This window comes from Candidatus Filomicrobium marinum, from assembly GCF_000981545.1.
Lineage (GTDB): Bacteria > Pseudomonadota > Alphaproteobacteria > Rhizobiales > Hyphomicrobiaceae > Filomicrobium > Filomicrobium insigne.
Genome location: NZ_LN829119.1, coordinates 2,115,425 through 2,139,516, shown reverse-complemented (window position 1 = coordinate 2,139,516; position 24,092 = coordinate 2,115,425). Strand labels below are relative to the sequence as shown.

The window sequence follows — 24,092 nt, the reverse complement described above, 5'->3', positions numbered from 1 at the left end:
AAGACTTTTACGTGCTCTACTTCCCGTAAAGATCTCGCAGCTGGCGCTCACGCATCATCATCACGGCAAAGAGACTTCAGCTGATAGATCTTTTCGAGTGCCGCGCGTGGGCTCAATTCATCGGGATCTATGCGATCCAAAGCTTCTTCCACGGCGGACCTTCGAGCACCCTCGCCCTTGTCAGCCACTGCGCGACTTGCCGCAAAAAGAGGCAATTCATCCAAGATCGCTTCCGGTGAGTTGCTTCCCCGCCGTTCAGCATCTTCGAGCATCGCCAGCACTTCGGCGGCGCGCTCGGTCACCTGAGGGGGCAGGCCTGCCAGCTTGGCAACCTGGATGCCGTAAGACCCATCCGCTGCGCCGGGCCGCACCTTGTGCAGAAAGACGATTTCATCCCGCCATTCCTTCACCTCGATAGTGACGTTGGCGACCTCTTGCAGCCGCTCCGGCAAAACGGTCAGCTCATGATAGTGCGTGGCGAACAAGGTGCGGGAGCGGCAAACCTCGTGCAGGTATTCAATAGCGGCCCAGGCTATCGACAGACCATCAAACGTTGCCGTACCGCGGCCGATCTCATCGAGAATGACGAGCGAAGACGGCGTGGCGCAATTGAGTATCGCAGCTGTTTCGACCATTTCGACCATGAAGGTCGAACGACCGCGCGCGAGATCGTCAGCGGCACCGACACGCGAGAAAAGACGGTCGAGCACTCCGATGCGGGCGTAACGCGCGGGAACGAAAGCTCCCATTTGGGCCATCAGACATATGAGCGCGTTTTGGCGCAAGAACGTCGACTTACCCGCCATGTTCGGACCGGTGAGCAGCCAGATCCGCGCGGCCCTGAGCTCTGATCCACCCTCACCATCGGATTGCTGCTGCTCGCCTGCAGCCCCATCCCCCAGGAGACAATCATTCTCAATGAAGGGCCCTTGGCGCTCCGACTTGAGCGCCTGCTCCACGACCGGATGCCTGCCGCCTCGGATCTCAAGAGCCGTGCCTTCTTCGATCAGCGGGCGGGTGTAGCCTTCGTCCTCCGCGATATCAGACAAAGCCGTCGCTACGTCCAGTTCAGCGAGTGCCGCGGCGACGGCTGCCAGTGGAACTTCAGCTTCGTCGGCGCGACGGGCGAGGTCGGTAAAGATCGCCTGCTCCAGGCTCGTCGCACGTTCTCCCGCCGTCGCGATCTTGCCTTCGGTCGCGATCAGTTCCTCCGTGGTGAACCGAATGGCGTTGGCCATTGTCTGCCGATGACGAAAGACATCGGAGTGTGGCGGCTGCATCAGCGGCTGAGCGCTGGCTTGGCCGACCTCGATGAAATAGCCAAGAATGTTGTTGTGGCGCACCTTGAGGGTCTTCACGCCAGACTGCTGCTGATAGCGCGCTTCCAGTTCGAGCATCACCTGACGCCCGGTTTCTTTAAGACGGCGCGCTTCATCGAGGTCTGTGCTGTAGCCCTCGCGGATGAAGCCGCCGTCGCGTTTCAGAAGCGGCAATTCTTCATTCAGCGCATTTTCAAGTTCTTCACGCAAGGCAGCCGGTGCAGCCGCGAGGCGTTCCGCTATCGCTTGCAGTTCATTCGGCAATCCGATGGTCCCGGACTTTGCTTCCAACAAGCGCCCACACGCTTGCGCTGCGGATAGTCCATCGCGCACGGCGCCGAGATCACGTGGGCCGCCGCGGCCGAACGACAGCCGTGACAACGCGCGCGCGATATCAGGCGCGCTTCGCAAGCTATTCCGCAAGTCCGTGCGCAACGCGGACGCCTCGACGAGATACCCGACGGCATCAAGACGCGCATTAATGATGCCGACATCACGCAGAGGTGCCGCCAAACGAGCCGCCAGTTCGCGTGCACCGGGTCCCGTCACCGTGCGGTCGATGGCGTGCAGCAGACTGCCGCGCTTGTCTCCGTTTGTCGCCTTTGTCAGCTCCAGGCTTGCCCGGCTGGCTGCATCGATCAGAAGAATATCCTGCGCGCTGGCGCGTTTGGGCGGCCGTATCAGCGGCTTTTTGCCGATCTGGGTAAGATCGACGTATTTCAAGAGCGCGCCGATGGTTGCCAATTCGGCGCGCGAAAACGTACCAAACCCGCCAAGTTCCGCGACACCCAGCTTGGCTTTCAGTTCGCGCTCGCCGGCGCGGTAATCATAGAACGCGCCGGCCACGGGTGTGACGGCGGCCCCAGAAATCGCGACGGCTTGTTTGCAGGTCTCATCGGCGTCGTCTCTGTCGGAGACGAGTATTTCGCGCGGACTTAAGCGCACCAACTCGCCGGCAAGGTCTCCGCTCAGCGTCGATCCAACTTCAAACTCACCCGTTGAGATATCGAGTGAGGCCAACGCGACGCTGGCTCCGTCAGCACCTCGCTGCGCCAGCGGGATCAGCGCAAGCGCGGTCAAGAAATTCCGCGCGCGCGCATCGAGCAGTGTTTCTTCTGTCAGCGTTCCCGGCGTTACAAGCCGAACCACATCGCGACGCACGACGGCCTTGGCGCCGCGCTTGCGGGCTTCCGCTGGATCTTCAAGCTGCTCACAGACCGCGACGCGATAGCCGAACTTGATCAACCGTTGGAGATAATCATCCGCCTTGTGGACAGGAACGCCGCACATCGGGATATCTTCGCCCAAATGCTTTCCGCGTTTGGTGAGAACAATGCCCAAGGCCTCGGATGCAACGACAGCGTCTTCGAAAAACAGCTCATAGAAATCGCCCATCCGATACCAGAGCAGGCTGTCGGGATTTGCCGTCTTGATCTCAAGGTATTGCGCCATCGATGGCGTCGCTTCGGTAACGACGGCTTTGCCGGGACCGGATGCGGAAGGCCCACGGTCTGGCTTCGAGGTTTTGTCGTTACGTGCTGACATTTTGGCGCAAGGATCGTCTCAAAGGGGCCGAACATAGACGCGCAGCCATAGCCCGAGCCAACGTCTATTGAAAAGGGCAGCTAGGGTTTTCCCTCGTCAAAACGGTGGGTTTTCCAGGTTTGCGAACGTTGTCCGACGATAACCGGCTCGACATCCCACGGCGTGCGGTCTCATTCCGATTGCAGCAACATGCTCTCCGAGTTGTCCATCCCGTCAACGCGCTGTCGTTTGTGTCGCATTGGTGCGGCGCGCGGCGCGCGATATTGGCGCGTCCGAATTCTCCTGTGTCACCTTTGGAGGAGAGTCTTCAGGGATGGAAGTTTTCCCTTGAGTTATCTCTAAGTGGAGAAAATGCCTACATTTTTTGCAATCCATTCCATCGCAATGACACAATTTTAACGTGTAATTGAATCACACGACATGGAGCAAATGCCGACTTCGTTGGCGCGTCGCATCCATCGGGACATTCAACATCGTTTCGACGCCCGCCCAGCGGGCGGTGACAGACGCAGCTTCAGGCAGACCAGACACCATCATGTCGATCGCTTTCACCTCCCAGCCGGCGGCGCCGCGCGATTTGAGGCTCGATTTCTTCCGGGGCCTCGCGATGTTCGCCATTTACATTGGCCATGTGCCGATGAACGCGTGGAGCGATTTCATGCCGGGACGGTTCGGCTTCGCCGATGCCGCCGAAGTGTTTGTCTTCTGCTCCGGGATAGCATCGGCTCTTGCCTTCGGACGCAGCTACGATCAGCACGGCTTCAGCATTGGGACAGCGCGTGTCGCCTATCGCTGCTGGCAGGTCTACTGGGCGCACATTGGGATTTTCTTCGTCGCTCTGGCGGCGATGATGATGGTCGACAAATGGCTTGGGGCCGGCGCGGATTACGTGATCGGTCTGAATCTGGCTCGGTTTGTCAACGATCTCTCGACCAACTTGCCGGGACTTCTGACACTTACATACGTCCCCAACATGTTCGATATCCTGCCGATGTATCTGGTGCTTCTCGCCATGATACCGGTGGTGATTGCGCTCTCGAAGCTCGGCCCCGTCTATGTATTCTCTGCTATGGTGCTCAGCTGGACCGCCGCAAATCTCAATTGGATCGAACTTAGTGCCGAGCCCTGGTCTGACCGGGAATGGTTCTTTAATCCCTTCGCGTGGCAGCTTGTATTTTTCACTGGCTTTGCTTTTGCGCGCGGATGGCTCCCCGTCCCCCCGGTTAATCGGCGACTTATGACAATCGCTGCCGTCGTCGTCTTGCTCACGATTCCGCTCGCCTATTGGCCGCTTGTTCGTAACGTCGATGTTTTGAAGGCTGCAGCCAAGGCGCTATCACCGCTGACAGACAAAACGCACGCCAGCGCTTTGCGCTATGTGCACTTCCTTTGCGTCGCCTATCTCGCTTATGCGTTGGCTGGTGATCGCGGGGCCAATCTCAGAGGACGTTTCGTGGCGATCTGTCAATTGGTTGGCCAGCAGGCACTCGCGACATTCATGGTCGGCTTGCTGCTGTCCCTTCTGAGTGGCGTCGCGCTCAATCTGATTGGCCGGAACTTCGCGACATATGCGCTTGTCAACCTTTCAGGCTGCGCGATATTGCTGGCGACCGCCTACGTTGTTGCATGGTTCAAGAACGTGCAGGGGCGAAAAGCCGTGCGCGCTGTCAGCATTCCGACCGCTAATGTCGCGCAGCACCTTCCGCAGACTGCACCGCCCCTCTCCAGGCCATTGGTGCAGCCGGTGGAGTAGCGTCGCGCGCACGTCGCTAGAGTGCCGATATAGTTAATAAATATTATACCGAATCGGGCCAAGACTGGCCCCAGAGTGTTGCGGCTCTACTACATCCGTCAAACTGTTGCCCGCTCGAGATCGATTATGGCGCGGTTTCTGTCGCCTGCCGGTTGTCGTGCAGCTTCAGAGGCTGCAATGTCGTAGGCGCAACGTTTCTGCTCGCCCGGACGGTATCGTCTCGGCGAAATTACAGGTCAATTTGACGTTGACGTCGTACAAAGACGGGGATTTGGATCATGAAATGCTTCACCAAAGGGGGCCGTGCGTTGGTCTCAGCTGCGCTGTCTCTGACAATGGTCGCGCTAGCTTCGAGCGCTGCGAACGCCCAGGATCTCTTTTCTTTCCTGTGGAGTGGCGGCTATCGCGATACGGTTTCGTTCTCACCCAAATACTCGCCCGGTCAGATCATCGTTAGCTTTGGTGATCGAAAGCTCTATTGGATCCATCGGCGCGGTGAGGCGATAAGCTATCCAATTGCCGTTCCTCGCGAACAGAGCCGTTGGTCTGGTGTAACCAGCGTCTCGCAAAAGCGCGTCAATCCCGGTTGGACACCAACGCCTCAGATGCGCCGCGAGAACCCCAAGCTACCTGTGCACGTTCCCGGCGGACATCCGCTTAACCCGCTGGGCGTCCGCGCACTCTACCTGGGTTCCAGCCTCTATCGCATTCACGGTACTGACGCGCCTTGGACGATCGGCACGGCTGTCTCAAAGGGCTGCATCCGGATGTACAATGAAGACGTCCTCGATCTTTATCCGCGCGTTCCCGTAGGCACACGCGTGACGGTCACCTGGAAGCGCTTCACGACCTAAAGCAAAGCCAGCTGCTTTCAGCTGTTGGCATCGCTTTCAGTAGCATTTCTCGATAGTTCATAACGGCGCATCGTTAAAACGGTGCGCCGTTTCTTTTTGAGGTCCTGATGGGCCCCCTGGGGGCTGTATCTGCGTCGTGGGCAAACGGAAGGGGCGATCGCTCCCACTAAAAGACGAGCAGCGCTGTGAGGCACCACTCGTCTGGAATTTACCCGCCTTCTGGCGATGGAGTTTCTTAAGTGGGATCAGCCCCGCAAACGTCCTCTTACGATGCGCGGAAACTCCTCTTCCGTCTCGACTCCGGCGAATTCGCTATAACGGTCCGCGCCGCTTACACCGTAACCGGTGCTCGGCGACCCGGCCATGGACCGCTCAGCAGGGCGCTCGTTCTGGCGATAATCCAGCTGGCGTTCATTTCCCCGGCCCTCGGGCCACCACGCATCGGCCGGCGCCATCTGCCGGCTGCTCGCCTGATATTGATGGTCAGCATCAGCGTACTGCGGCGCGGACGGGGCTGGCGCACCCCGCATCGAACCAGGAGGATTCCCTCCCGACGATGGTGCCGCACCAGAAGGTGGCGCTCCCGATCCGGAAGGACGTTGCACCGCTTCGCGCTGCCCGCCTCCAGTGAACCATGCCTCGATGAGGTCAAGTTCGGCGGCGGTCAACTGCAGGCCTTGGCGTTTGCAACGCGCTACGACGAAGTTGCGGAAGCGGCTCGCAAACAGGCTTGCAGAAGCCCCTTGTTCAAACCAGGGGTCAGCTTCGCTCACAACTTCGAGAATGAAGCGTGCATCATCCTTGCGAAGTTCAATGCCGAGTTCGCGTGCACGGTCGCAGATGTTTACCAGCGTGCGTGCGCCCGTCAGGCCGTTCGTCTCGATTTCCTTCGCCATGACATCGAACAGCGCACGGTATTCGGGAGGCGATAGGGGAGGCGCCTGGCAGGCTTCATGAATACGTGCGATCGACTGCTGTAGAGATGAAGCGCTTTCCGCACTCTCCACCTGACCAGACTGCGGGCGCACGGCGTCCTGGCGGGCATCATGCCGCCCCGCATCCTGATGTTGTGGCGATGGTGCAGGTTGCCGTGATGCCGGCGCCTGTGCCCGAGGTGCAGGCGCATGACGGTCCTGCGCCGGGGCGCGGTCGTCATACGTCGGTTGTGCAGCGGGCAAATAACGCTGGCGTGGCTGCTGTGCGGGTGCGGGTTCACGCTCAGGCGCGTGGTGAGCCGCCATTCCCGATTGGCCACGGTCGAGTGGTATCTCGCTGAAGCCTTCAGGCAACTGATCGAACCGTGGCTCCGCACGCAACTGCTGGCGTGGCTGTTCTTGCCGTTCCTCAGCGTGTGATCTGGGGGCCGGTGAGAGCTGACGGCTTGTGTCGTAGACGTAAAACGGTGCAGAATCAGACAGCTTGATGCCGGCTGGTAAAGCGCCAGCCAGAAGATCGCGGAAGCTTCCAGCTCCGCCCCAAGCCGAACCGACAGTGCGCTCGTGCCCCAGCGCGCGCACAGCGCGATCGGCCAGAGATTCCAGCAAAACCGGCTGACTAGCGGAGCGGACCGTTGCGAGCACCTCGCCGATGATTGCCTTACGGGCGTCGGCCAGCATCTCGGGGCTTGGCAGCCCCTTTTGGGGCGCCGCGCGAGCGACGGCTGCCGGGCTCGGTTCCGCCTCGGCGCTTCCCTCCATTAGAAATGCGATAAGATCGCTTTCACGCACTTCACCGTCGCTAATCGCAGTGTAAGGCGCGGCCGTATAGTCGTTCGCGTATACGACGGTGCGGCGCGCGTGCTGACGCAGACGGTGCAGCAACGGAGTGAAGTCGGCGTCTCCCGACAAGATGATGAATTCGTCGAAGTACGTGTCGTGAAGCAGGTAGTCGCGGACATCCATAACCATGCGGATGTCTGCCGAGTTCTTCAGCTGAGCTGTGAGCGGAGGGCAGTCGATGACTTCAAAACCCGCGCGGAGATAGTGGTGGCGAACAAACGGGAAGGAATTCATATCCGTCGCGTTGTCCTGTGCGTTCCGTCGTGGCACCGGATTACCGTAGCAGCGGTTCATCACGATGCGACGTGGCATATCCAGAGAAACGCCATTGGTCGGCGTGATCAGTTTGCCAGAAGCGATCGCCTGAACCCAGCGGCTGGCGTCCTTTGCGAACCGAACAGCCGCTTCCTCACTCTTTCGCTTCAACGACAGATAGATGTTGTCGTAGTCAACGAACACCGTACTGAGCAACGACCCTTTAAACTCCCGATTCATGCGACACCCGCCCCCGCTAGCGATACACTTTTCGCTTCGGGCCACTCGCTCAAATCCGGTGTACTACACATGCACTACGCCGGACCGGAACGGATGTGACGGGGCAATTAGCAGCACTCAGCGCGCTACCTTCCAGCCCCTTCGCCATCTGGCCCTGAAACCCTCACAATCCAGTCTTTATGAGTCGGACATGCGGAACAAGGCGCTGCCAGCCACACACGTACAGCCCCTAAAGACCATATTTAAAATTCATATCTTTCAGAGACTTACATACTAGAATTGAGCTGAACAACCCGTGGAAAACTCTGTGCAGGAACATTCTCGTCATGCCTAAGCTGCGCCACTAGGCGATTCGCCCCCCGGTTCGAAACCTTCGGGTGCCATGACGAAGCTGGAAAACTCAAATCCGGGTGCAACGGTGCAACCAACAAGTGAGAACGTTCCCAGGCTCCGCGCCTGTTGCCAATGCCCTGCCGGCACAACGCCTTGGGGGCGCTCACCAGCAGCTAAATTCTTACCCAGGATCATGCGTGTCGCCGCGCCATCCGGTGGAGCAATGCCCAGCTCTAGCGGTGCGCCGGCATAGTGATGCCAGACCTCAGCAGCATCGACGGTGTGCCATCGGGACACCTCGCCCGCACGCAGGAGAAAGTAGATTGCCGTAGAAGCCGCACGCTCTCCCCCACGAAATGGTGCGACACCCGCAGGGTCACGATAGGTTTCGCGAAAATGCCCCCCCTCGGGATGCGGCTCCAGTCCCAACAGCACAATGATTTCGTCGGCGGTTAATCCGTCCATCGCCTCGCCCTCCCCAATCTTCGTGGCCCGGCTTGCCCCGCCTTCAGGCGTTGTCCTTGCGGGTACGGACTTCGGCAAACACCTGCCAGTCCTCGTCGTCACTCATTCCGATTGCCGCTTTGAGCTCAGGCTCGCAGGCACGCAGGAACGGATTGGTTTCGAGCTCGGCTTCAATCGTGGTTGGCAGCGTCGGTTTCTTGTCCTTACGCAAAGCCTCTACCTCTTTCGCGCGCACTTCGAGCGCCTTATTGTCCGGCTCAATCGTGCGTGCGAACTGGGCATTGGACAACGTGTACTCATGGCCGCAGAAGACAACGGTGTCTTTGGGTAAGCCACGAAGTTTGGCCAGGGACGCCCACATCATCTTGGCATCACCTTCGAAGACACGGCCGCACCCCATCGCGAACATCGTATCGCCGACGAATGCTAGCTTGGCTGCAGGAATATGATAGCTGATGTGGCCCAGTGTGTGCCCGGGTGTCGCGAGAACCGACACGTCAAAATCGCCGAAGCGAAATGTTTCACCGCCACCGACGGGTCTGTCGAGACCCGGGATTTTCTGTGCTTCGTCCCGTGGGCCGATGATTTCACACTCGTGCGTCGCTTTGAGAACGACGTTGCCCCCGGTGTGGTCCGCGTGATGATGCGTTGTAAAAATATGGGTCAGACGCCAGCCCGTGTGATCGAGAGCTTGTTCGACGGCTGCAGCGTCCGGCGCGTCGATAGAAGCGGTCAACCCGGTGGCCGGATCATGTACCAGAACGCCATAGTTATCGCTACGGCAGGGAAATTGATATGTTTCAAGGTTGGTCACGGCGGCTTCCTTCAGTGTTATTCGCCAATCATCGAGCCGACTTCGAACGGCTCGACGACCTTGCTTTTGAGCTGGAAACACTATGGCTGATGCTGTTGTTCCAAGCAAAAGACAGCTCACATGCTCGCCATCGCGTTGAAATCGTGCATCATTCCATGTCTTAGGGTCGAATCGTCAGGGACGAATCATATCAATTCATTTCGACGCCGTTGTAAGCGGATCGTCCGACATCGTTTTTGGTTGATGCCTACATGCACATCGACGTCGCAGTACTGAGAGATTTCTATGCGAGTCCGCTCGGACAAGTGGTCCGGAGGCTGATCGCCGGACGTATTCGTGCACGCTGGCGCAACGGCACCTCGGGGACCATGATCGGACTTGGTTATCCCATTCCATATCTGGGTGCTTTTCGCGGCGAGGCCCGACGTATCGGCGCGCTGATGCCGGGGCCGCAAGGCGCGCTGGTCTGGCCCCGCGAAGGTCTCAAGCAATCGGTCTTGATCGATGAAGAGATGCTTCCGTTACCGGACAATTCCGTCGACCGGCTATTGGTGGTCCATGGGCTCGAGATGGCTGGGCGTGTGCGCCCGGTGCTGCGCGAAATGTGGCGTGTGCTCGCGCCAGAAGGTCGGTTGCTGATGATCGTCCCCAATCGGCGCGGAATGTGGGCCCGCACCGACCGAACCCCTTTCGGCTTTGGGCGCCCCTACAGCCGTGGGCAGGTCGAAACAATGCTTAAGGACGCGCTCTTTACACCCATTGAATGGGGTGAAGCACTCTACGTGCCGCCATTCAGCCGCGATACACTCTTGCGCACAGCTGTGGCGTGGGAACGCATGGGCGCACGCATCACGCCAGGCTTTGCCGGCGTCATTATCGTTGAAGCTAGCAAGCAGCTTGTGGCGCCTATTGGTAAAGTTCGAAAGGCCCGGATATTGGCTGATCTGGTCCCTGTTCCGGGTCAACTCGCCGGAGCGAAGCGCTCGGACAAGTCGCAAACCGATACCTGAACCACCCGATTTCACCGCGCCGGCTGTGCTTTCTTCAATCGAAAGACGGCCTTTTCTCCCAGCAGGTTCTGGAGACTTAAGGACCTCTTGATCGGTAGTCGGCGGCCCGCGCTGTTGAATGCGACCGCCTCTTCGACGTCCGCGTCGATCGTTTCGCAGAGATCGTAGAAATCGCGGATCGTACACAAGTGTGCGTCGGGGCTCAGATACCAAGGCTCGGGCAGATTCCGCGTGCGCGGCATACGACCGTAGAGCAGCAGATCCGTGCGAATGCGCCAGTGCCCAAAATTCGGAAACGACACAATGGCGTGCCGTCCGATACGCACCAAATTCTCCAGCACAGCTTTCGGATACTGCGTGGCCTGGATCGTCAAACTGAGGACCGCATAATCGAACGCTTGATCGGGATAGTCGTCGAGATCGATATCGGCGTCACCTTGGATCACCGATAGCCCACGCGTCACGCAGGCATTGACCTTATCGCGTGCGAGTTCGACGCCGCGTGCATCAACGTCTTTTGTCTCGGTCAGAAGATGTAAGAGAGCGCCGTCACCGCAGCCGACATCCAGGACTCGGCTTCCCGGTGTCACCATTTCCGCAATCAACAAGTGGTCGACGCGATGGGTCGGCTCGTAATCCGCATGGGCAGATGACATCGATTAAACTGTTTCCCCGTGTTCTCGAGCTTTAGCGCGCGAGCCCGCGCCGCTTGGCGCAGGAATTTATGAAACCTTCAACGGTCGCGGCAAATTCCGGCTCCTCCAGCAGGAAGGCGTCATGCCCTTTGATGGAGTCGATTTCAACGAATGAGACGTTGGCCGCGACGGCGTTCAATGCCTGAACTATGTCGCGACTTTCCCGCGTCGGGTAGAGCCAGTCGGACGTGAAGGACACGACGCAAAACCGCGTCTGCGTTCCACGGAAGGCGTTGGCCAACACGTCGCCATGCTCAGCGGCGAGATCAAAGTAGTCCATCGCCCGTGTGATGTAGAGATAGCTGTTGGCGTCAAACCGATCGACAAAGGTGGAGCCCTGGTGGCGCAGGTAGCTCTCCACCTGGAAATCGGCATCGAACGAAAACGTCCGCTCGGACCTATTCTGGAGGTTGCGGCCAAACTTTTCGTGCAACGCGTCTTCCGAGAGGTAAGTGATATGCGCCGCCATGCGGGCCACGCCCAATCCGTTGCGCGGCACCAGTCCCTTCTCGTAGTAGTTGCCGCTGCACCAATTTGGGTCCGCCATAACAGCTTGGCGACCGACCTCGTGAAACGCAATGTTCTGCGACGAATGCCAAGCGGCCGTCGCGATAGGGATCGCCGAGTACACCCGCTCCATATGACGCGAGCACCAACCGAGCACCTGCATACCGCCCATCGAACCGCCGACGACCGCAAACAGTTGGTCGATGCCGAGATGATCAATAAGACGCACTTGTGCGTTGACCATGTCGCCAATGGTGATGACAGGGAAGTTCAGGCCGTAGGGGTGCCCCGTCTTGGGATCTATTGATGCGGGGCCGGTGGAGCCCATGCAGCCCCCGAGAATATTCGGGCAGATAATGAAGAAGCGGTCGGTGTCGATTGGTCTACCCGGCCCGACCAGTCTTTCCCACCAACCCGGCTTCCCAGTGACCGGATGACGGCTTGCCACGTACTGATCGGCCGTCAGCGCGTGACAGATCAAAATGGCGTTGGATTTGTCGGCATTGAGCTGCCCATAGGTCTTGTAGGCAATAGAGAACGGCGCAAGCAGCTTTTCCCCGTCCAGCTTCAACGGCTCAGAGTCCGGGATGGTCAACACTTCGCACTCCGGCGCAAGCATATGCGCACGGGCCTTGGCAGCCGCGTTTTCTTCCGGGATGTGCTTTAAGGGTGCCGTCATTCCGCTATGTCCTGAGGCCGTTAATTCTGCTCCCAAGGCTCGTTGGCTATGGGGAGGTGTCTGCATGATTTATCCGAAAGTGGTTCCGGTTCGCGACGTTTGCTAGGCCGGACAGCCCAATGTCAACTTTTCTTTGCGTTCGCGAATGTCGAGGCCTATCAACTGTACCCGGCCGATGGCCACCCTTTATCGCTTGGCTGTCAGAGCCGGCGCAAGGGGCAGAAGCCACCAAACCCGAATTGCCAACCTAAGTTAAAAAACGCATGACCGCGCCGCAACCCAAGCCAGGAATCCTGGATATCAGTGCTTATGTGCCTGGTGAAAGCCGCACTATAGGCAATGTGAAGCCAATCAAGCTCTCCTCGAACGAGACGCCGCTCGGGCCAAGTCCGACTGCTGTCGCCGCTTTTCGGGCCGCCGCCGACAGTCTTGAACGCTATCCGGACGGGTCGGCTTCGGCACTTCGGTCCGCGATCGGCGCGCGTTATGGCCTCAACCCTGATCGCATCGTCTGCGGCGCCGGGTCGGATGAGCTTTTGAATCTGGTTACCAGCGCGTATCTGGGCGCCGGCGACGAGGGCATCTATACGGAGCACGGGTTTCTCGTATATCCCATCGCGATCCGGGCAAACGGCGGCACACCCGTCGTCGCGGCCGAACGCGACTTTACGTGCGACGTCGATGCCATTCTGGATTGCGTCACGGATAAGACGCGGATCGTGTTTCTGGCCAATCCTAATAATCCGACCGGCACATACATTCCTATTAAGGACGTGCGACGGCTCCGCGCGGACCTCCCGCAAAATGTCGTCCTGGTGCTCGACGGCGCCTATGCAGAGTATGTTCGGCGCAACGATTACGAAGCCGGTCTCGAACTGGTCGCGACCACCGCGAACACTGTGATGACCCGCACGTTCTCGAAGATTCACGGCCTAGCCGCACTACGGCTCGGCTGGGCCTATTGCCCAGAAGACATCGCGGACGTGCTCAACCGGATTCGCGGGCCGTTCAACGTATCCGCACCCGCTATTGCTGCGGGCGTTGCCGCAATCTCTGACCAAGCCCACATGGAAGCGGCGATCATGCATAACGATCGCTGGCTCGCTTGGCTTACGGAGGAGGTTTCGGCGTTAGGTTTCAAAGTCACGCCAAGCGTTGCGAACTTTCTTTTGATCCATTTCGATGGGATTGCCGGGCTTACGGCCAGCGCCGCAGATGATGCGCTCAAGGGGAAAGGTATCATCCTGCGCCGGGTTGCGGGGTATGGATTGCCGAATGCTCTTCGTATGACGGTTGGAACAGAAGCTGAAAACCGCGCCGTCGTTGAGGCTCTCAAAGAGATCGTGACGAGGGCCGCAAAGGACGAACTCCACCCGCAAGAGGCTTTGCGCAAATGAGTGCCCCGTTGTTCGACAAGGTGGCGCTGATCGGGCTTGGGCTGATCGGTTCCTCCATCAGCCATGCTACGCGCCGCGCGGGATTGGCGAAGTCCATCGTGGGATCCGCGCGAACGCCGGAGACCCTCGCGAAAGCGCTCAAAATCGGCGTGATCGACAAAGGGTTTGGCTCTGCTGCAGAGGCCGTTCGCGGTGCCGATCTCATTGTTCTCTGCGCACCTGTCGGGGTATGCGGGGCACTAGCTCAGGAGATCGGGGCTCATCTCAAACCCGGTGCGATTTTGACCGATGTCGGCTCCGTGAAAGCTGCGATTGTGCGTGATGTGGCTCCCTCTGTACCCCAAGGGGTACATTTCATACCTGGTCATCCGATCGCCGGTACCGAGGAGTCCGGGCCGGAGTCGGGTTTTGCCGAACTCTTCGATGGGCGGTGGACGATCCTGACGCCGGTGCCTGAAACGGACGCAGGAGCCCTACGCAAGCTCACGACGTTCTGGCAAAAGCTTGGGGCGAACGTAGAGATCATGGACCCGGAGCATCATGATATGGTGCTCGCCATCACCAGCCATGTGCCGCACTTGATCGCCTACAATATCGTGAACACCGCTGCACATCTGGAGCGGGTCGCAGACCGGGAGGTGATCAAATTTTCCGCCAGCGGCTTTCGTGATTTTACCCGTATCGCTGCCTCCGATCCGACGATGTGGCGCGATATTTTCCTCAACAATCGCGAAGCGGTCCTTGAGATGCTCGGGCGTTTCACCGAAGATCTTTCCGAACTGCAAAAGGCGATCCGCTACGGTGACGGCGACACTCTGTTCAAGCTCTTCACCAACGCCCGTGCGATGCGGCGCGGCATCATCGAAGCAGGGCAGGATACCTCCGCGCCCGATTTCGGCCGTGCTAGAAAGACAACCGGAATGGGTAGCGACCAACGCTGACAACGTGGACACCGGATCCTCATTCGGATGGTTTACGTGAGCAACAAGAAGGACCGGGGAGAGATTTGAGTCTTTGGGTGTTCGGTTACGGATCGTTGATGTGGCGGCCGGGGTTCCGGTTCCAACGAGCCGAACACGCTCGCCTTGTCGGCTTTAGCCGGTCGTTTTGTGTTTTCTCCATGCACCATCGTGGCTGCGAGACACGGCCCGGGCTCGTGCTCGGACTTGATCGCGGCGGCGCCTGTGAGGGTATGGCTTTCCATATCGCTGAAGAAGATGTCCCGGCGACACTCGCCTATCTACGTGAGCGCGAACAGGTCAGCGGCGTCTACCGCGAGGTGCGGTTGCCAATTACTCTGCTCAACACACAACGTCAGCACGTGCACGCGCTTACTTACGTCGTCGAACGCGCACATCCCAGCTACGCATCACGGTTGCCGCTCCAGATCCAGGCTCGACTGATCCGAGGCGCGTGTGGGACATCAGGTGACAACATCACTTATGTGCTCAACACCATGTCGCATTTGAGCGACCTAGGCATTCGCGAGCGCCAATTGGAGCGCCTGCTCGCCTTAATCGGGCCGCTCGTCGCATCGCGCCAGACAATCAATGGCGCTCAATGCCCACACGTGACAAGCCTCAGCCGGGCGGTCCGCAATCAGTTCCGCGTACGCCAGCCCCTACGCCTGTCGGAGCGCCGCCGCTTTATCTACCGCCAAAAGATCCGCCAAGATTAGTTTGCTCGCGCAAAGCGATTTTACTGATCATGCCCGCGCGCCAGCGTAAGTTCCGGCGCGCGGGCATCGACCACCCCCTCCAGGCGGTAGGCCCCGTCGTATCTCAAGGTGTAAGCGCGAATGCCACCCGCTGGTCCGACTTTCGCCAGTAGGCGTCTGCCATCGGCGCGAACTCCAACCAATACGCCACTGCGTTTGCGCCTCCCGGCATGTTCGACGACAGTAGCTCCGGCAGATGGCATGATTTCAACTGGCGAACGATCAAGTACGAGCAAACGCTTTGTTTTACTGATGCCTGCGCATGCTGGCCGAGCCTGAGGGGCGACGGATGGCTCAGCTTCCGATGGTGTCGGTGAGGGCGTCTGAGCGACGGCCGGAGCCGGAGCCTCGGCAACGGCGGGTTCTGGCCTCACCTCGGCTGGCTTCTCAGGTACCACCGGCTCAGTCGCCAGCACCGCTGCCGGTGCCATTGGAGCGGATTCCGCAGGCGTGAGTTTGGGCTTAGCTACAGTTTCAGTGGGCTTAGGCTGAGCCTTAGCCGGTTGGCTTTTCTTTTTTCCCAACAGCCAATTGAACATATCGTCCCTCGCCATAACACGCCCTCGTCGGCGATTTCGTGGCAAAACATATGCCAATTGTTAAGGGCTTAATTTTGAATGTTTTTTCATAAAAGCGTGGAGGTTGTGCCTGCTTGATTGGCAGTACTGTGCTGAATATTCGGGCAGCAGGGGGGGGAAGGAACCTCGCGGCTACAATCAATAATGCTCAAGCGGTAGAAACTCTAAAAACATTCAACCTTTATCTCGCTCAACTGAGCGTCTGCATGCCGGCGCCCCCGTGGCGAAAAGCTCAAAGAAAAGTCACACGAGTTTGATCGCAAACCGAACCGTGTCACCAGGGAGACCTCACTCGGAAATACATAAGTCAAATTATGTAGTTAGATCTTCTAATTTGGTTCTCGGGAGGACAATCTCCCCCAAGTCAAAACCTGGAACGTCGTATCTAGAAGATTAGTTATCCCTCCATTCTCCGCATTCGCCCCGCTGCAATTCGCGCCCGCGAATGCGGATCAGAACGAAGGAGTAGATTATGTCGTTCAAACCAAAATCGCTGATCGCCAGCGTTTTTGCCTTGGGTATTCTTGGCGCAGGGGTGAGCGCGCAAGCTCTGGCAGCTCCTGCTGGCGGACTAACGAACCTAAGTACCCCTGGCGGGGGCGCCAACAGTTTTAACGTGATCCAAGTCCGCAGTGGCGGCGGAGGTCACGGCGGTGGTGGCGGGGGCCACGGTGGAGGAGGTCACGGAGGCGGCGGCCACATGGGTGGCGGCGGACATGGCGGCCACATTGGCGGCCCGAATGTTCCGCATGGAGGCATGTGGCACGGAGGTGGCGGTCACCACAGGCATGGCGGCCACGGTTGGCGCGGTCCCTATTGGTATGGCGGTCCCATAGTGTATGGAGGCGGCTACGGTTATTATGACGATTACTACGATGACTATGACGACTATGGCTATGCTCCGAATGTCGTGAGTGCATCATCTGCCGTCGCGCGTTGTGAAGAACGGTTCCGCTCTTTCAATCGTCGGACTGGAAAGTACACGACATACAGCGGCGAAAAGCGCGTATGTCCGTATCTGCGCTGATTTGTTCAACGGCTGGTGGACTGGCCCGCGTCTCGTCCGGAACCCGGCCCGACGCGCGCCCGAATTCTTTCTTCAAGACACGGCGCTGCGGCAAGTACATCTGCCGTCTCGCAGCATCGGTACGCCGACCTCACAATGATGCGAGCTAGCTCCGTATACCATTAATCATGGAACAGAAGCTTCCCTCTTTCGTTGCCTCCTTGAAGCGGCAGCAGCATCAAAGTCTGTCGCATGTGTCGAACGCCAGCGTGCGACGACACAAATTACGAAGGAGATGACATGACACTCAAGTATAAGTCACTGATGGCTAGTATAGTTGCTCTCGGGCTCGCAGGTGCAGGCATAAGTTCGCCGGCGACTGCGGTCCCCGTAAGCTCCGGTCTTCAGCAGCTCAACCACGCCGTCGCCAACGATAGCAATTCCGGCGTCGTCCAGGTGCGGCATCGGGGGCGCGGATGGCGGCACCATCGAGGGGGACACCGGCACGGCTGGCGACACCGGCACCGTAATCGCGGGGCAGCTATTATCGGAGGTGTTATTGCTGGAGCGCTGATCGCGGGAGCTATTCGCGAAGGCCGCGCCAGTTCTTCGGCCGTTGAGCGATGCGAAGACCGTTTTCGTTCTTTTGATCGCCGAACGGGCACATATACGACCTATGGTGGTGAAACTCGAGTTTGTCCGTATCTACGCTGATCGTTCACCTTCGATTTACCAATTGTAATCTGAGTCGAAAGGCCGGGCTCTAAGGTCCGGCCTTTCTATGATTATTTTCGAATTTGCACTGCAGCACAATTACTTTGGCACGCTATAACTTGAGGCCGAACTATGCCCCTGGATGCTGCAAAACTCTTGCGCTTCGCTGTATTTCGGGCCATATACGCGCCATCGAATACGCCTTGGTACACTCTACTACACGGCACTACACGGCCTGCACTAGACGTCTCCATCGCGCGATTTGATCCCCGGGAGCAATCCCGCTTCTGGGAAATGCCATACGCTTTTGGAGGCAGTCATGGCGAATGGAACCGTTAAGTGGTTCAACACGCAAAAAGGCTACGGCTTCATTCAGCCGGACGATGGCGGAAACGACGTTTTCGTTCATATTTCGGCGGTGGAACGTGCCGGTATGGCGACTCTGAACGAAGGTCAGAAGGTCGCCTACGAGCTCGAAAAGGGCCGTAACGGCAAATACGCAGCTGTCAATTTGCGCGCCGAATAATTCGTCTAGACCGTCTCAGGTCAGGCCAACTAAGCGGGGAGGGCAGCAACTGCTCTCCCCATTATCGGTTGTACGCAAATATTGAGAATTAGGAGACTTGATGGCCAAAGAAGAGATGCTCGAATTCGAAGGCGTCGTGGACGAAGTTCTTCCCGATGCCCGCTGTCGGGTGATATTAGACAATGGGCACGAAGTTGTCGCCTATACGTCCGGACGCATGAAGAAAAATCGAATTCGCATCCTGGCTGGTGACCGCGTCACGATCGAGATGACACCCTACGATCTCACCAAGGGACGGATCAACTTCCGACATAAGGATGCGAGATCGGCTCCGCCGTCTGCGGGAGCCGGCGGCCCACCAGGTGGTGGACAACGCCGCCGCTAGTAGTCGCAAGAGCTTTACATCATTGCGAAGCTTTCTTCGTGGCCGCCTTGGCCGCTTCCACAGCGGCCAAGGCGGCCATGTTTACGACACGTCTTACTGTTGCCGTGGACTCCAACACGTGCGCCGGCTTGGCTGTCCCGAGTAGAATAGGCCCCACTGTCACCCCGTTGCCTGCTGTCATCTTGATCAGGTTGTAGGCAATATTGGCGGCATCGACATTCGGCATAACCAATAGATTGGCATCGTGCTTGAGTCGGGAGTCGGGTGACACCTGCCCCAGCAACGCCATAGACAACGCCGCATCAGCGCGCATCTCGCCATCAACTTCGAGTTCCGGCGCTCTGCGAGCGAGAATGGCAACGGCTTCGCGCATTACGCGAGCTTCCGGCGTATCCGAACTGCCGAAGCTTGAATGTGAAAGCAACGCCACGCTCGGCGTCAATCCGAAGTCTTTCAGTTCCTCGGCGGCCAACAACGTCATTTCTACGATTTGCTCGGTTGTCGGCTGGCGATTGACGTAGGTATCGCAGACAAAGAGCTGCCGATCCGTCAGCATCAGCATGTTGAGCGCCGCAAGCGTATTCACGCCTTGTCTCGTGCCGATTACTTCGCGAATACACGAGATATGTTCGTCGTAGGTGCCGCGCACGCCGCACAACATCGCATCTGCATAATCGCGGCGCAGGTACATCGCGGCAATCAGGGTCGGGTTCGCACGGATTGTCTGACGCGCAGACGCCTCGCTCTGGCCGTGCCCGTGCATCAACTCGCAATACGCACTTTCAATCTCGGCTTGGCGCGGATCGGACGAGGGATCGATAATCTCGCAATCCTTGCCGGCGGCGAGCCTAAGGCCCAACGACCTAATGTGTTTGTTGATTTCCTCTTGGGCGCCGACAAAAACGGGATACCCCATGTCCTCGTCGACGACCGTCTGAGCTGCCCGCAGAACGCGTTCATCGTCGCCCTCTGCGAAAATCAGGCGCTTCTTTTCACGCTTGGCCGCATCCAGAACCGGCTTCATGCTCGGGCCGGACCGATAGACAAAGCGCGATAAGCTGAAGCGATAGGCTTCGAGGTCTACGAGCGGTCGTGCGGCAACGCCCGAATCCATCGCTGCTTTGGCGACGGCGGGGGCAATACGTTCGATAAGCCGCGGGTCGAATGGCGTCGGAATGAGGTATTCCGGCCCAAACGACTGCGGCTCCGCCCCGTAGGCGCTGGCGACAATGTCTGAGGTTTCCGCTTGTGCCAGTTCCGCGATGGCTTTGACGGCGGCCACCTTCATTTCCTCGGTGATTCCGGTTGCGCCGACATCAAGAGCGCCGCGGAAGATAAACGGAAAGCAAAGAACATTATTGACCTGATTGGGATAGTCTGACCGGCCAGTGCAGATCAGGACATCGGGGCGTACCGCCTTTGCGAGTTCCGGGCGTATTTCCGGTTCGGGGTTGGCCAGGGCCATGATGATTGGCTTGTCCGCCATCTCCGTCAACATTTCCGGCTTCAGGACTCCCCCTGCAGACAGACCTAGGAAGATGTCAGCTCCGGGCAGTATTTCGGCCAGCGTTCGGGCTTCGGTTTCCTGCGCGAACCGCTCCTTGTACTCGTCCATCAGTTCGGTGCGGCCTTTGTAGACAACGCCCTTGATGTCGGAGATCGTGATATTTTCACGCTTGAGACCAAGATTGACGAGCAAGTCCAGACATGCGAGGGCCGCGGCGCCAGCGCCTGAGCCCGCCAGCTTGACGTCCTCAATCTTCTTGCCGACTAGTTTCAATGCGTTCGTGACGGCAGCCGCAACGATGATGGCCGTACCATGCTGGTCGTCGTGGAAGACAGGAATGTTCATACGTTCTCGGAGCTTGCGCTCAACGATGAAACACTCCGGGGCCTTGATGTCTTCGAGGTTGATGCCACCGAAGGTGGGTTCCATCGACGCGATGATCTCGACCAGACGGTCGGCATCGTTCTCGGCGACCTCAATGTCGAACACATCGATACCGGCGAATTTCTTGAACAGGCAGCCTTTGCCTTCCATCACGGGCTTGCCGGCCAGCGGCCCGATGTTCCCGAGGCCGAGCACGGCCGTCCCGTTGGTGATAACGCCAACCAGATTTGACCGCGCTGTCAGGGTCGCGGCTTCGGCGGGCTCATCCTTGATTGCAAGACAGACGTAGGCAACGCCGGGCGAATACGCGAGCGACAGATCCAGCTGGTTCGTCAGATCTTTGGTCGGTTGTATCGAGATCTTTCCCGGCTTCGGACGGCGGTGATAATCAAGCGCCGCGGCGGCAAGCTTCTCGTCCATGTGGCTCCCTTTAGGTGGGCTACCGGTCGGTGATTAGCCGCCGGTTCAGCGCTTTCGCGCCGGAGGTAGATCGGTACAAGTCCCCTCGAAGACCTCCGCAGCCATACCAATGGACTCGGAAAGCGTCGGGTGGGGATGAATCGTTTTTGCGATGTCGACAGCATCAGCGCCCATTTCAACTGCCAAAGCGACCTCGCTAATCAGATCACCGGCATGGGTGCCAACGATGCCTCCACCAATAATCCGGTGGTCATCTACATCGAACATCAGCTTTGTAAAACCTTCATCGCGTCCGTTCGCGATGGCGCGGCCCGAAGCTGCCCAGGGGAATACCGCCTTGGTGAACTTGATCCCCTTCTGCTTTGCTTCGGCCTCCGTGAGCCCCGCCCAGGCGATTTCTGGATCGGTGTAGGCGACGGCGGGTATCTGACGCGCATCGAAATAACTCGGCTTGCCTGCTGCTGACTCGGCGGCCACGTGGCCTTCGTGGACAGCCTTATGGGCCAGCATCGGTCCCCCGGCAATATCGCCAATGGCATATATATGCGCGACATTAGTCTGCATCTGCTTGTTGGCCGCGATAAAGCCGCGCTCATCGACAGAGACGCCAGCCTTGTCGGCATCGATGCGTTTTCCGTTCGGACTGCGGCCCACGGCGACAAGCACCATGTCATAGACCTGCGGATCCTTTGGCGCGTTCTTGCCTTCAAAGGTGACGTGGATTCCGTCCTTCTTGGCGGCGGCAGACACCGTTTTTGTCTCAAGCATAATGGCATCGAACCGATGGGCGTTCTTCTTTTCCCACACCTTGACCAGATCGCGGTCAGCGCCAAGCATCAGCCCGTCGAGCATCTCAACGCATTCCAGGCGCGCGCCCAGCGCGGAATAGACCGTCGCCATCTCAAGGCCAATAATGCCACCGCCGATCACCAGCATCTTTTTGGGGATCTTGCGGAGTTCAAGAGCGCCGGTGGAATCGACGATACGCGGATCCTCGGGGAGGAAGGGCAGCTTTACCGCTTCCGAACCCGCCGCGATGATCGCCTTTTCAAACTTTACGATCTTGGTGCCCGATCCATCACTCAAAGCGACTTCAATGTGATACGGATCAAGGAAGCGACCACTTCCCGTCACAACCGTGACTTTACGTGCCTTAGCCATGCCGCCGAGGCCGGTCGTCAGTTTAGAGACGACCTTATCTTTGTGTTCCCGCAGAACCTGTAGGTCGATCTTGGGCGCGGCGAATTTGATCCCGTGTGCACTGAGGGCTTGGGCCTCCTCCATCACGGCGGTCGTGTGTAGCAGCGCCTTGGAGGGAATGCACCCGACGTTGAGGCAAACGCCCCCCAGAACCGGCCAGCGTTCAATCAGAACCGTTTCCATCCCAAGATCGGCTGCGCGGAAAGCCGCCGAGTACCCCCCTGGTCCAGAACCGAGCACAACCATTTGGCAGGTGACGTCGGCTTTGCCCGCATATTCAGATGTTGCAGCGGCTGGTGCCGGAGTTGTGGCTTCAGGGCTCGCAGCGGTCGATGCTTTTTCGGGAGTACCTGCTTCCTTTGCCGGCTTTGCTTCGGCTGCTTCTCCGGACGCATTCAGCGTCAGGATTACTGAGCCTTTGCTCACCTTGTCGCCGACGGCCACCTTGACCTCGGCAACGGTGCCGGCTTCTGGAGCCGGGATATCCATCGTCGCCTTGTCGCTTTCCAGGACGATGAGCGGATCTTCCGGCTGAACCGTGTCGCCGGGCTTCACCAGGATTTCGATAACGGGAACATCGCTAAAGTCGCCGATATCGGGAATACGAACTTCTTTGACGGTCTCTTTAGCCATTGTGGTCTCCGGGATGTTCGTCAGAGAACGAGCTGACGGACATCGGCAAGTACGTCCGCAAATTTTCTGGTGAAGCGCGCGGCCAAGGCCCCGTCGATAACGCGATGGTCGTAGGACACGCAGAGCGGCAACATCAGGCGCGGCTTAAATTCGGCCCCATCCCAAACGGGCTTCATCGCCGCGCGAACAACACCGAGGATTGCCACTTCCGGTGCGTTGACGATCGGCGTGAAATTCGTGCCGCCGATACCGCCTAAACTCGAAATCGAGAACGTTGCGCCCTGGATGTCCGCAGGCGTTATCTTGCCGTCGCGCATGCGGGCGGAGACTTCGCTCAGCTCCTGCGACAACTCCATGATGCCTTTGCGATCAACGTCCTTGATCACAGGCACAACGAGGCCGTCCGGCGTATCGACCGCGATGCCCAAGTGGTAGTATTTCTTAAGGATCAAGGAGTCTTTGGTCGGGCTCAGAGACGCATTGAACGTCGGATACGCCTTAAGCGCGACGACCGCCGCCTTCATGAGGAAGGCGAGCAAGGTAACGCGGTAGCCTTTCTCCTTGGCAGCCGCGTCAATCGTCTTACGGTAGTTTTCGAGATCAGTGATGTCCGCTTCATCTGTATGCGTGACGTGCGGAATGTTGAGCCAAGCGCGATGCAGTGCGGGTCCGGAAAGCTTCCGCAGGCGTGTCAGGGGGATGGTTTCGATCTCTCCGTATTTGGAGAAATCCTGAGCCGGAATATCGGGAATACCGCGGCCGGACATACCCGCATCCGGTGCACCCGCCAGCGCCCGTTTGACGTCGTCCTTCGTTACCCGGCCTTTTTCGCCTGTGCCCTTCAGTTGGGTCAGGTCGACACCAAGCTCACGAGCCAGCCGACGGACCGACGGGCTTGCATGAACTCCGCCGAAGTCCATCGGTGGTGGCAGTCCGCTCGAAGAGGCGCCGCCGGATGGGGGCGGTGTGGACGGTTCAGTTTTCTGCGAAGCGGGCGGTGTGACCACCTCAGGCGCAGGTGGAGGGGGGGCAGCGCTCTGCTTGGGTGCCTTGCCGCCCGCACTTGCGACATCAGCTGCCGACTCCAGCTTGATAATGGCGCTGCCTTCGCTGACCTTGTCGCCGATGTTTACAAGAACTTCGACGACTTTGCCTGCTGCGGGAGAGGGGACTTCCATCGTCGCCTTGTCGCTTTCCAGCGTTACGAGCGGGTCTTCCGGCGAAACCTCGTCACCTGGTTTCACCAAAACTTCGATCACTGGAATGTCTTGGAAGTCACCAATGTCTGGGACCTTTACATCAATCAGGGACACTGGCTGCTGGCCTTTCATTGACGGGCGATTGTGTGAGGTTCGGCCGAAAGGGCCGATGATGGAAA

At 58.6% G+C, this 24,092-nt stretch carries 20 protein-coding genes; 10 read left to right on the top strand and 10 right to left on the bottom strand.

The features are described 5' to 3' along the window. Positions 1-47: 47 nt before the first annotated feature. Positions 48-2,864, bottom strand: coding sequence for a DNA mismatch repair protein MutS (mutS, locus tag YBN1229_RS10070; protein ID WP_046478214.1), 2,817 nt, complete (start codon positions 2,862-2,864; stop codon positions 48-50). A gap of 535 nt (positions 2,865-3,399) precedes the next feature. Between mutS and YBN1229_RS10065 the strand changes: the two genes are divergently transcribed. Both YBN1229_RS10065 and YBN1229_RS10060 read left to right on the top strand, forming a co-directional pair. Further along, complete coding sequence (locus YBN1229_RS10065) at positions 3,400-4,617, top strand: OpgC family protein (RefSeq protein ID WP_076605310.1); 1,218 nt, start codon at positions 3,400-3,402, stop codon at positions 4,615-4,617. Positions 4,618-4,895: 278 nt separating this feature from the next. Continuing rightward, positions 4,896-5,471 carry a L,D-transpeptidase gene (locus YBN1229_RS10060; RefSeq protein WP_046478213.1) on the top strand — a complete coding sequence of 192 codons (576 nt, stop codon included), beginning with the start codon at positions 4,896-4,898 and terminating at the stop codon, positions 5,469-5,471. Between the two features lie 245 nt (positions 5,472-5,716). Here the strand turns inward: YBN1229_RS10060 and YBN1229_RS10055 are convergent, their stop codons facing one another. From YBN1229_RS10055 to gloB, 3 genes are all read right to left on the bottom strand, one after another. Then, the gene (locus YBN1229_RS10055; protein ID WP_046478212.1) at positions 5,717-7,744 is read right to left on the bottom strand and encodes an NYN domain-containing protein; all 2,028 of its coding nucleotides are present in this window, start codon (positions 7,742-7,744) and stop codon (positions 5,717-5,719) included. A gap of 330 nt (positions 7,745-8,074) precedes the next feature. After that, positions 8,075-8,542: a cupin domain-containing protein gene (locus YBN1229_RS10050; protein WP_046478211.1), complete on the bottom strand. Its 468-nt coding sequence runs from the start codon at positions 8,540-8,542 to the stop codon at positions 8,075-8,077. Positions 8,543-8,585: 43 nt separating this feature from the next. Next, positions 8,586-9,356 carry a hydroxyacylglutathione hydrolase gene (gene gloB, locus YBN1229_RS10045; RefSeq protein ID WP_046478210.1) on the bottom strand — a complete coding sequence of 257 codons (771 nt, stop codon included), beginning with the start codon at positions 9,354-9,356 and terminating at the stop codon, positions 8,586-8,588. Between the two features lie 251 nt (positions 9,357-9,607). On the opposite strand from gloB, the gene YBN1229_RS10035 reads away from it, so the two are divergent. Then, on the top strand, positions 9,608-10,366 hold the full coding sequence (locus tag YBN1229_RS10035) for a class I SAM-dependent methyltransferase (protein ID WP_046480236.1): 759 nt from the start codon (positions 9,608-9,610) through the stop codon (positions 10,364-10,366). An 11-nt stretch (positions 10,367-10,377) separates the two neighbouring features. Here the strand turns inward: YBN1229_RS10035 and metW are convergent, their stop codons facing one another. Both metW and metX read right to left on the bottom strand, forming a co-directional pair. Continuing rightward, the gene (metW, locus tag YBN1229_RS10030; RefSeq protein WP_046478208.1) at positions 10,378-11,022 is read right to left on the bottom strand and encodes a methionine biosynthesis protein MetW; all 645 of its coding nucleotides are present in this window, start codon (positions 11,020-11,022) and stop codon (positions 10,378-10,380) included. A gap of 31 nt (positions 11,023-11,053) precedes the next feature. After that, positions 11,054-12,247 (bottom strand): homoserine O-acetyltransferase MetX, encoded by a 1,194-nt coding sequence (metX, locus tag YBN1229_RS10025; RefSeq protein ID WP_046478207.1) that lies wholly within the window; start codon positions 12,245-12,247, stop codon positions 11,054-11,056. A 263-nt stretch (positions 12,248-12,510) separates the two neighbouring features. Here metX and hisC point away from each other — a divergent pair, with 263 nt between their 5' ends. The 3 genes from hisC (at position 12,511) to YBN1229_RS10010 (ending at position 15,322) form a co-directional block, all read left to right on the top strand. Further along, on the top strand, positions 12,511-13,644 hold the full coding sequence (hisC, locus tag YBN1229_RS10020) for a histidinol-phosphate transaminase (protein WP_046478206.1): 1,134 nt from the start codon (positions 12,511-12,513) through the stop codon (positions 13,642-13,644). Continuing rightward, complete coding sequence (locus YBN1229_RS10015; protein ID WP_046478205.1) at positions 13,641-14,585, top strand: prephenate/arogenate dehydrogenase family protein; 945 nt, start codon at positions 13,641-13,643, stop codon at positions 14,583-14,585. Before hisC ends, YBN1229_RS10015 begins: the two co-directional genes overlap by 4 nt. A gap of 65 nt (positions 14,586-14,650) precedes the next feature. After that, positions 14,651-15,322 (top strand): gamma-glutamylcyclotransferase, encoded by a 672-nt coding sequence (locus YBN1229_RS10010; RefSeq protein ID WP_348270687.1) that lies wholly within the window; start codon positions 14,651-14,653, stop codon positions 15,320-15,322. Positions 15,323-15,342: 20 nt separating this feature from the next. On the opposite strand, the gene YBN1229_RS10005 is transcribed toward YBN1229_RS10010, so the two are convergent. Continuing rightward, positions 15,343-15,915 (bottom strand): hypothetical protein, encoded by a 573-nt coding sequence (locus YBN1229_RS10005; protein ID WP_046478204.1) that lies wholly within the window; start codon positions 15,913-15,915, stop codon positions 15,343-15,345. 496 nt (positions 15,916-16,411) lie between these two features. Between YBN1229_RS10005 and YBN1229_RS18970 the strand changes: the two genes are divergently transcribed. The 4 genes from YBN1229_RS18970 (at position 16,412) to infA (ending at position 18,570) form a co-directional block, all read left to right on the top strand. Continuing rightward, entirely contained in the window at positions 16,412-16,966 is a 555-nt protein-coding gene (locus YBN1229_RS18970; RefSeq protein WP_046500775.1) for a BA14K family protein, read from the top strand. Positions 16,967-17,245: 279 nt separating this feature from the next. Next, positions 17,246-17,659, top strand: a complete 414-nt coding sequence (locus YBN1229_RS09995; protein ID WP_160298699.1) for a BA14K family protein — start codon at positions 17,246-17,248, stop codon at positions 17,657-17,659. Between the two features lie 319 nt (positions 17,660-17,978). Then, positions 17,979-18,185, top strand: a complete 207-nt coding sequence (locus YBN1229_RS09990) for a cold-shock protein (RefSeq protein WP_046478201.1) — start codon at positions 17,979-17,981, stop codon at positions 18,183-18,185. A gap of 100 nt (positions 18,186-18,285) precedes the next feature. Beyond that, positions 18,286-18,570 (top strand): translation initiation factor IF-1, encoded by a 285-nt coding sequence (gene infA / locus YBN1229_RS09985; protein WP_046478200.1) that lies wholly within the window; start codon positions 18,286-18,288, stop codon positions 18,568-18,570. Between the two features lie 19 nt (positions 18,571-18,589). Here infA and YBN1229_RS09980 read toward each other — a convergent pair whose 3' ends face one another. The 3 genes from YBN1229_RS09980 to aceF are packed head-to-tail and all read right to left on the bottom strand — an operon-like array spanning position 18,590 to position 24,045. Continuing rightward, on the bottom strand, positions 18,590-20,881 hold the full coding sequence (locus YBN1229_RS09980; RefSeq protein WP_046478199.1) for an NADP-dependent malic enzyme: 2,292 nt from the start codon (positions 20,879-20,881) through the stop codon (positions 18,590-18,592). A gap of 45 nt (positions 20,882-20,926) precedes the next feature. Continuing rightward, positions 20,927-22,714, bottom strand: a complete 1,788-nt coding sequence (gene lpdA, locus YBN1229_RS09975) for a dihydrolipoyl dehydrogenase (protein WP_046478198.1) — start codon at positions 22,712-22,714, stop codon at positions 20,927-20,929. 20 nt (positions 22,715-22,734) lie between these two features. Then, entirely contained in the window at positions 22,735-24,045 is a 1,311-nt protein-coding gene (aceF, locus tag YBN1229_RS09970; protein WP_046478197.1) for a dihydrolipoyllysine-residue acetyltransferase, read from the bottom strand. Positions 24,046-24,092: the final 47 nt, after the last annotated feature.

What these genes read in the sequence shown, in the direction of transcription:
- mutS (WP_046478214.1), bottom strand. Translation starts at nt 2,864, where the DNA reads ATGTCAGCACGTAACGACAAAACCTCGAAGCCAGACCGTGGGCCTTCC.
- YBN1229_RS10065 (WP_076605310.1), top strand. Translation starts at nt 3,400, where the DNA reads ATGTCGATCGCTTTCACCTCCCAGCCGGCGGCGCCGCGCGATTTGAGG.
- YBN1229_RS10060 (WP_046478213.1), top strand. Translation starts at nt 4,896, where the DNA reads ATGAAATGCTTCACCAAAGGGGGCCGTGCGTTGGTCTCAGCTGCGCTG.
- YBN1229_RS10055 (WP_046478212.1), bottom strand. Translation starts at nt 7,744, where the DNA reads ATGAATCGGGAGTTTAAAGGGTCGTTGCTCAGTACGGTGTTCGTTGAC.
- YBN1229_RS10050 (WP_046478211.1), bottom strand. Translation starts at nt 8,542, where the DNA reads ATGGACGGATTAACCGCCGACGAAATCATTGTGCTGTTGGGACTGGAG.
- YBN1229_RS10035 (WP_046480236.1), top strand. Translation starts at nt 9,608, where the DNA reads ATGCACATCGACGTCGCAGTACTGAGAGATTTCTATGCGAGTCCGCTC.
- metW (WP_046478208.1), bottom strand. Translation starts at nt 11,022, where the DNA reads ATGTCATCTGCCCATGCGGATTACGAGCCGACCCATCGCGTCGACCAC.
- metX (WP_046478207.1), bottom strand. Translation starts at nt 12,247, where the DNA reads ATGACGGCACCCTTAAAGCACATCCCGGAAGAAAACGCGGCTGCCAAG.
- hisC (WP_046478206.1), top strand. Translation starts at nt 12,511, where the DNA reads ATGACCGCGCCGCAACCCAAGCCAGGAATCCTGGATATCAGTGCTTAT.
- YBN1229_RS10015 (WP_046478205.1), top strand. Translation starts at nt 13,641, where the DNA reads ATGAGTGCCCCGTTGTTCGACAAGGTGGCGCTGATCGGGCTTGGGCTG.
- YBN1229_RS10005 (WP_046478204.1), bottom strand. Translation starts at nt 15,915, where the DNA reads ATGGCGAGGGACGATATGTTCAATTGGCTGTTGGGAAAAAAGAAAAGC.
- YBN1229_RS18970 (WP_046500775.1), top strand. Translation starts at nt 16,412, where the DNA reads ATGTCGTTCAAACCAAAATCGCTGATCGCCAGCGTTTTTGCCTTGGGT.
- YBN1229_RS09995 (WP_160298699.1), top strand. Translation starts at nt 17,246, where the DNA reads ATGACACTCAAGTATAAGTCACTGATGGCTAGTATAGTTGCTCTCGGG.
- YBN1229_RS09990 (WP_046478201.1), top strand. Translation starts at nt 17,979, where the DNA reads ATGGCGAATGGAACCGTTAAGTGGTTCAACACGCAAAAAGGCTACGGC.
- infA (WP_046478200.1), top strand. Translation starts at nt 18,286, where the DNA reads ATGGCCAAAGAAGAGATGCTCGAATTCGAAGGCGTCGTGGACGAAGTT.
- YBN1229_RS09980 (WP_046478199.1), bottom strand. Translation starts at nt 20,881, where the DNA reads ATGGACGAGAAGCTTGCCGCCGCGGCGCTTGATTATCACCGCCGTCCG.
- lpdA (WP_046478198.1), bottom strand. Translation starts at nt 22,714, where the DNA reads ATGGCTAAAGAGACCGTCAAAGAAGTTCGTATTCCCGATATCGGCGAC.
- aceF (WP_046478197.1), bottom strand. Translation starts at nt 24,045, where the DNA reads ATGAAAGGCCAGCAGCCAGTGTCCCTGATTGATGTAAAGGTCCCAGAC.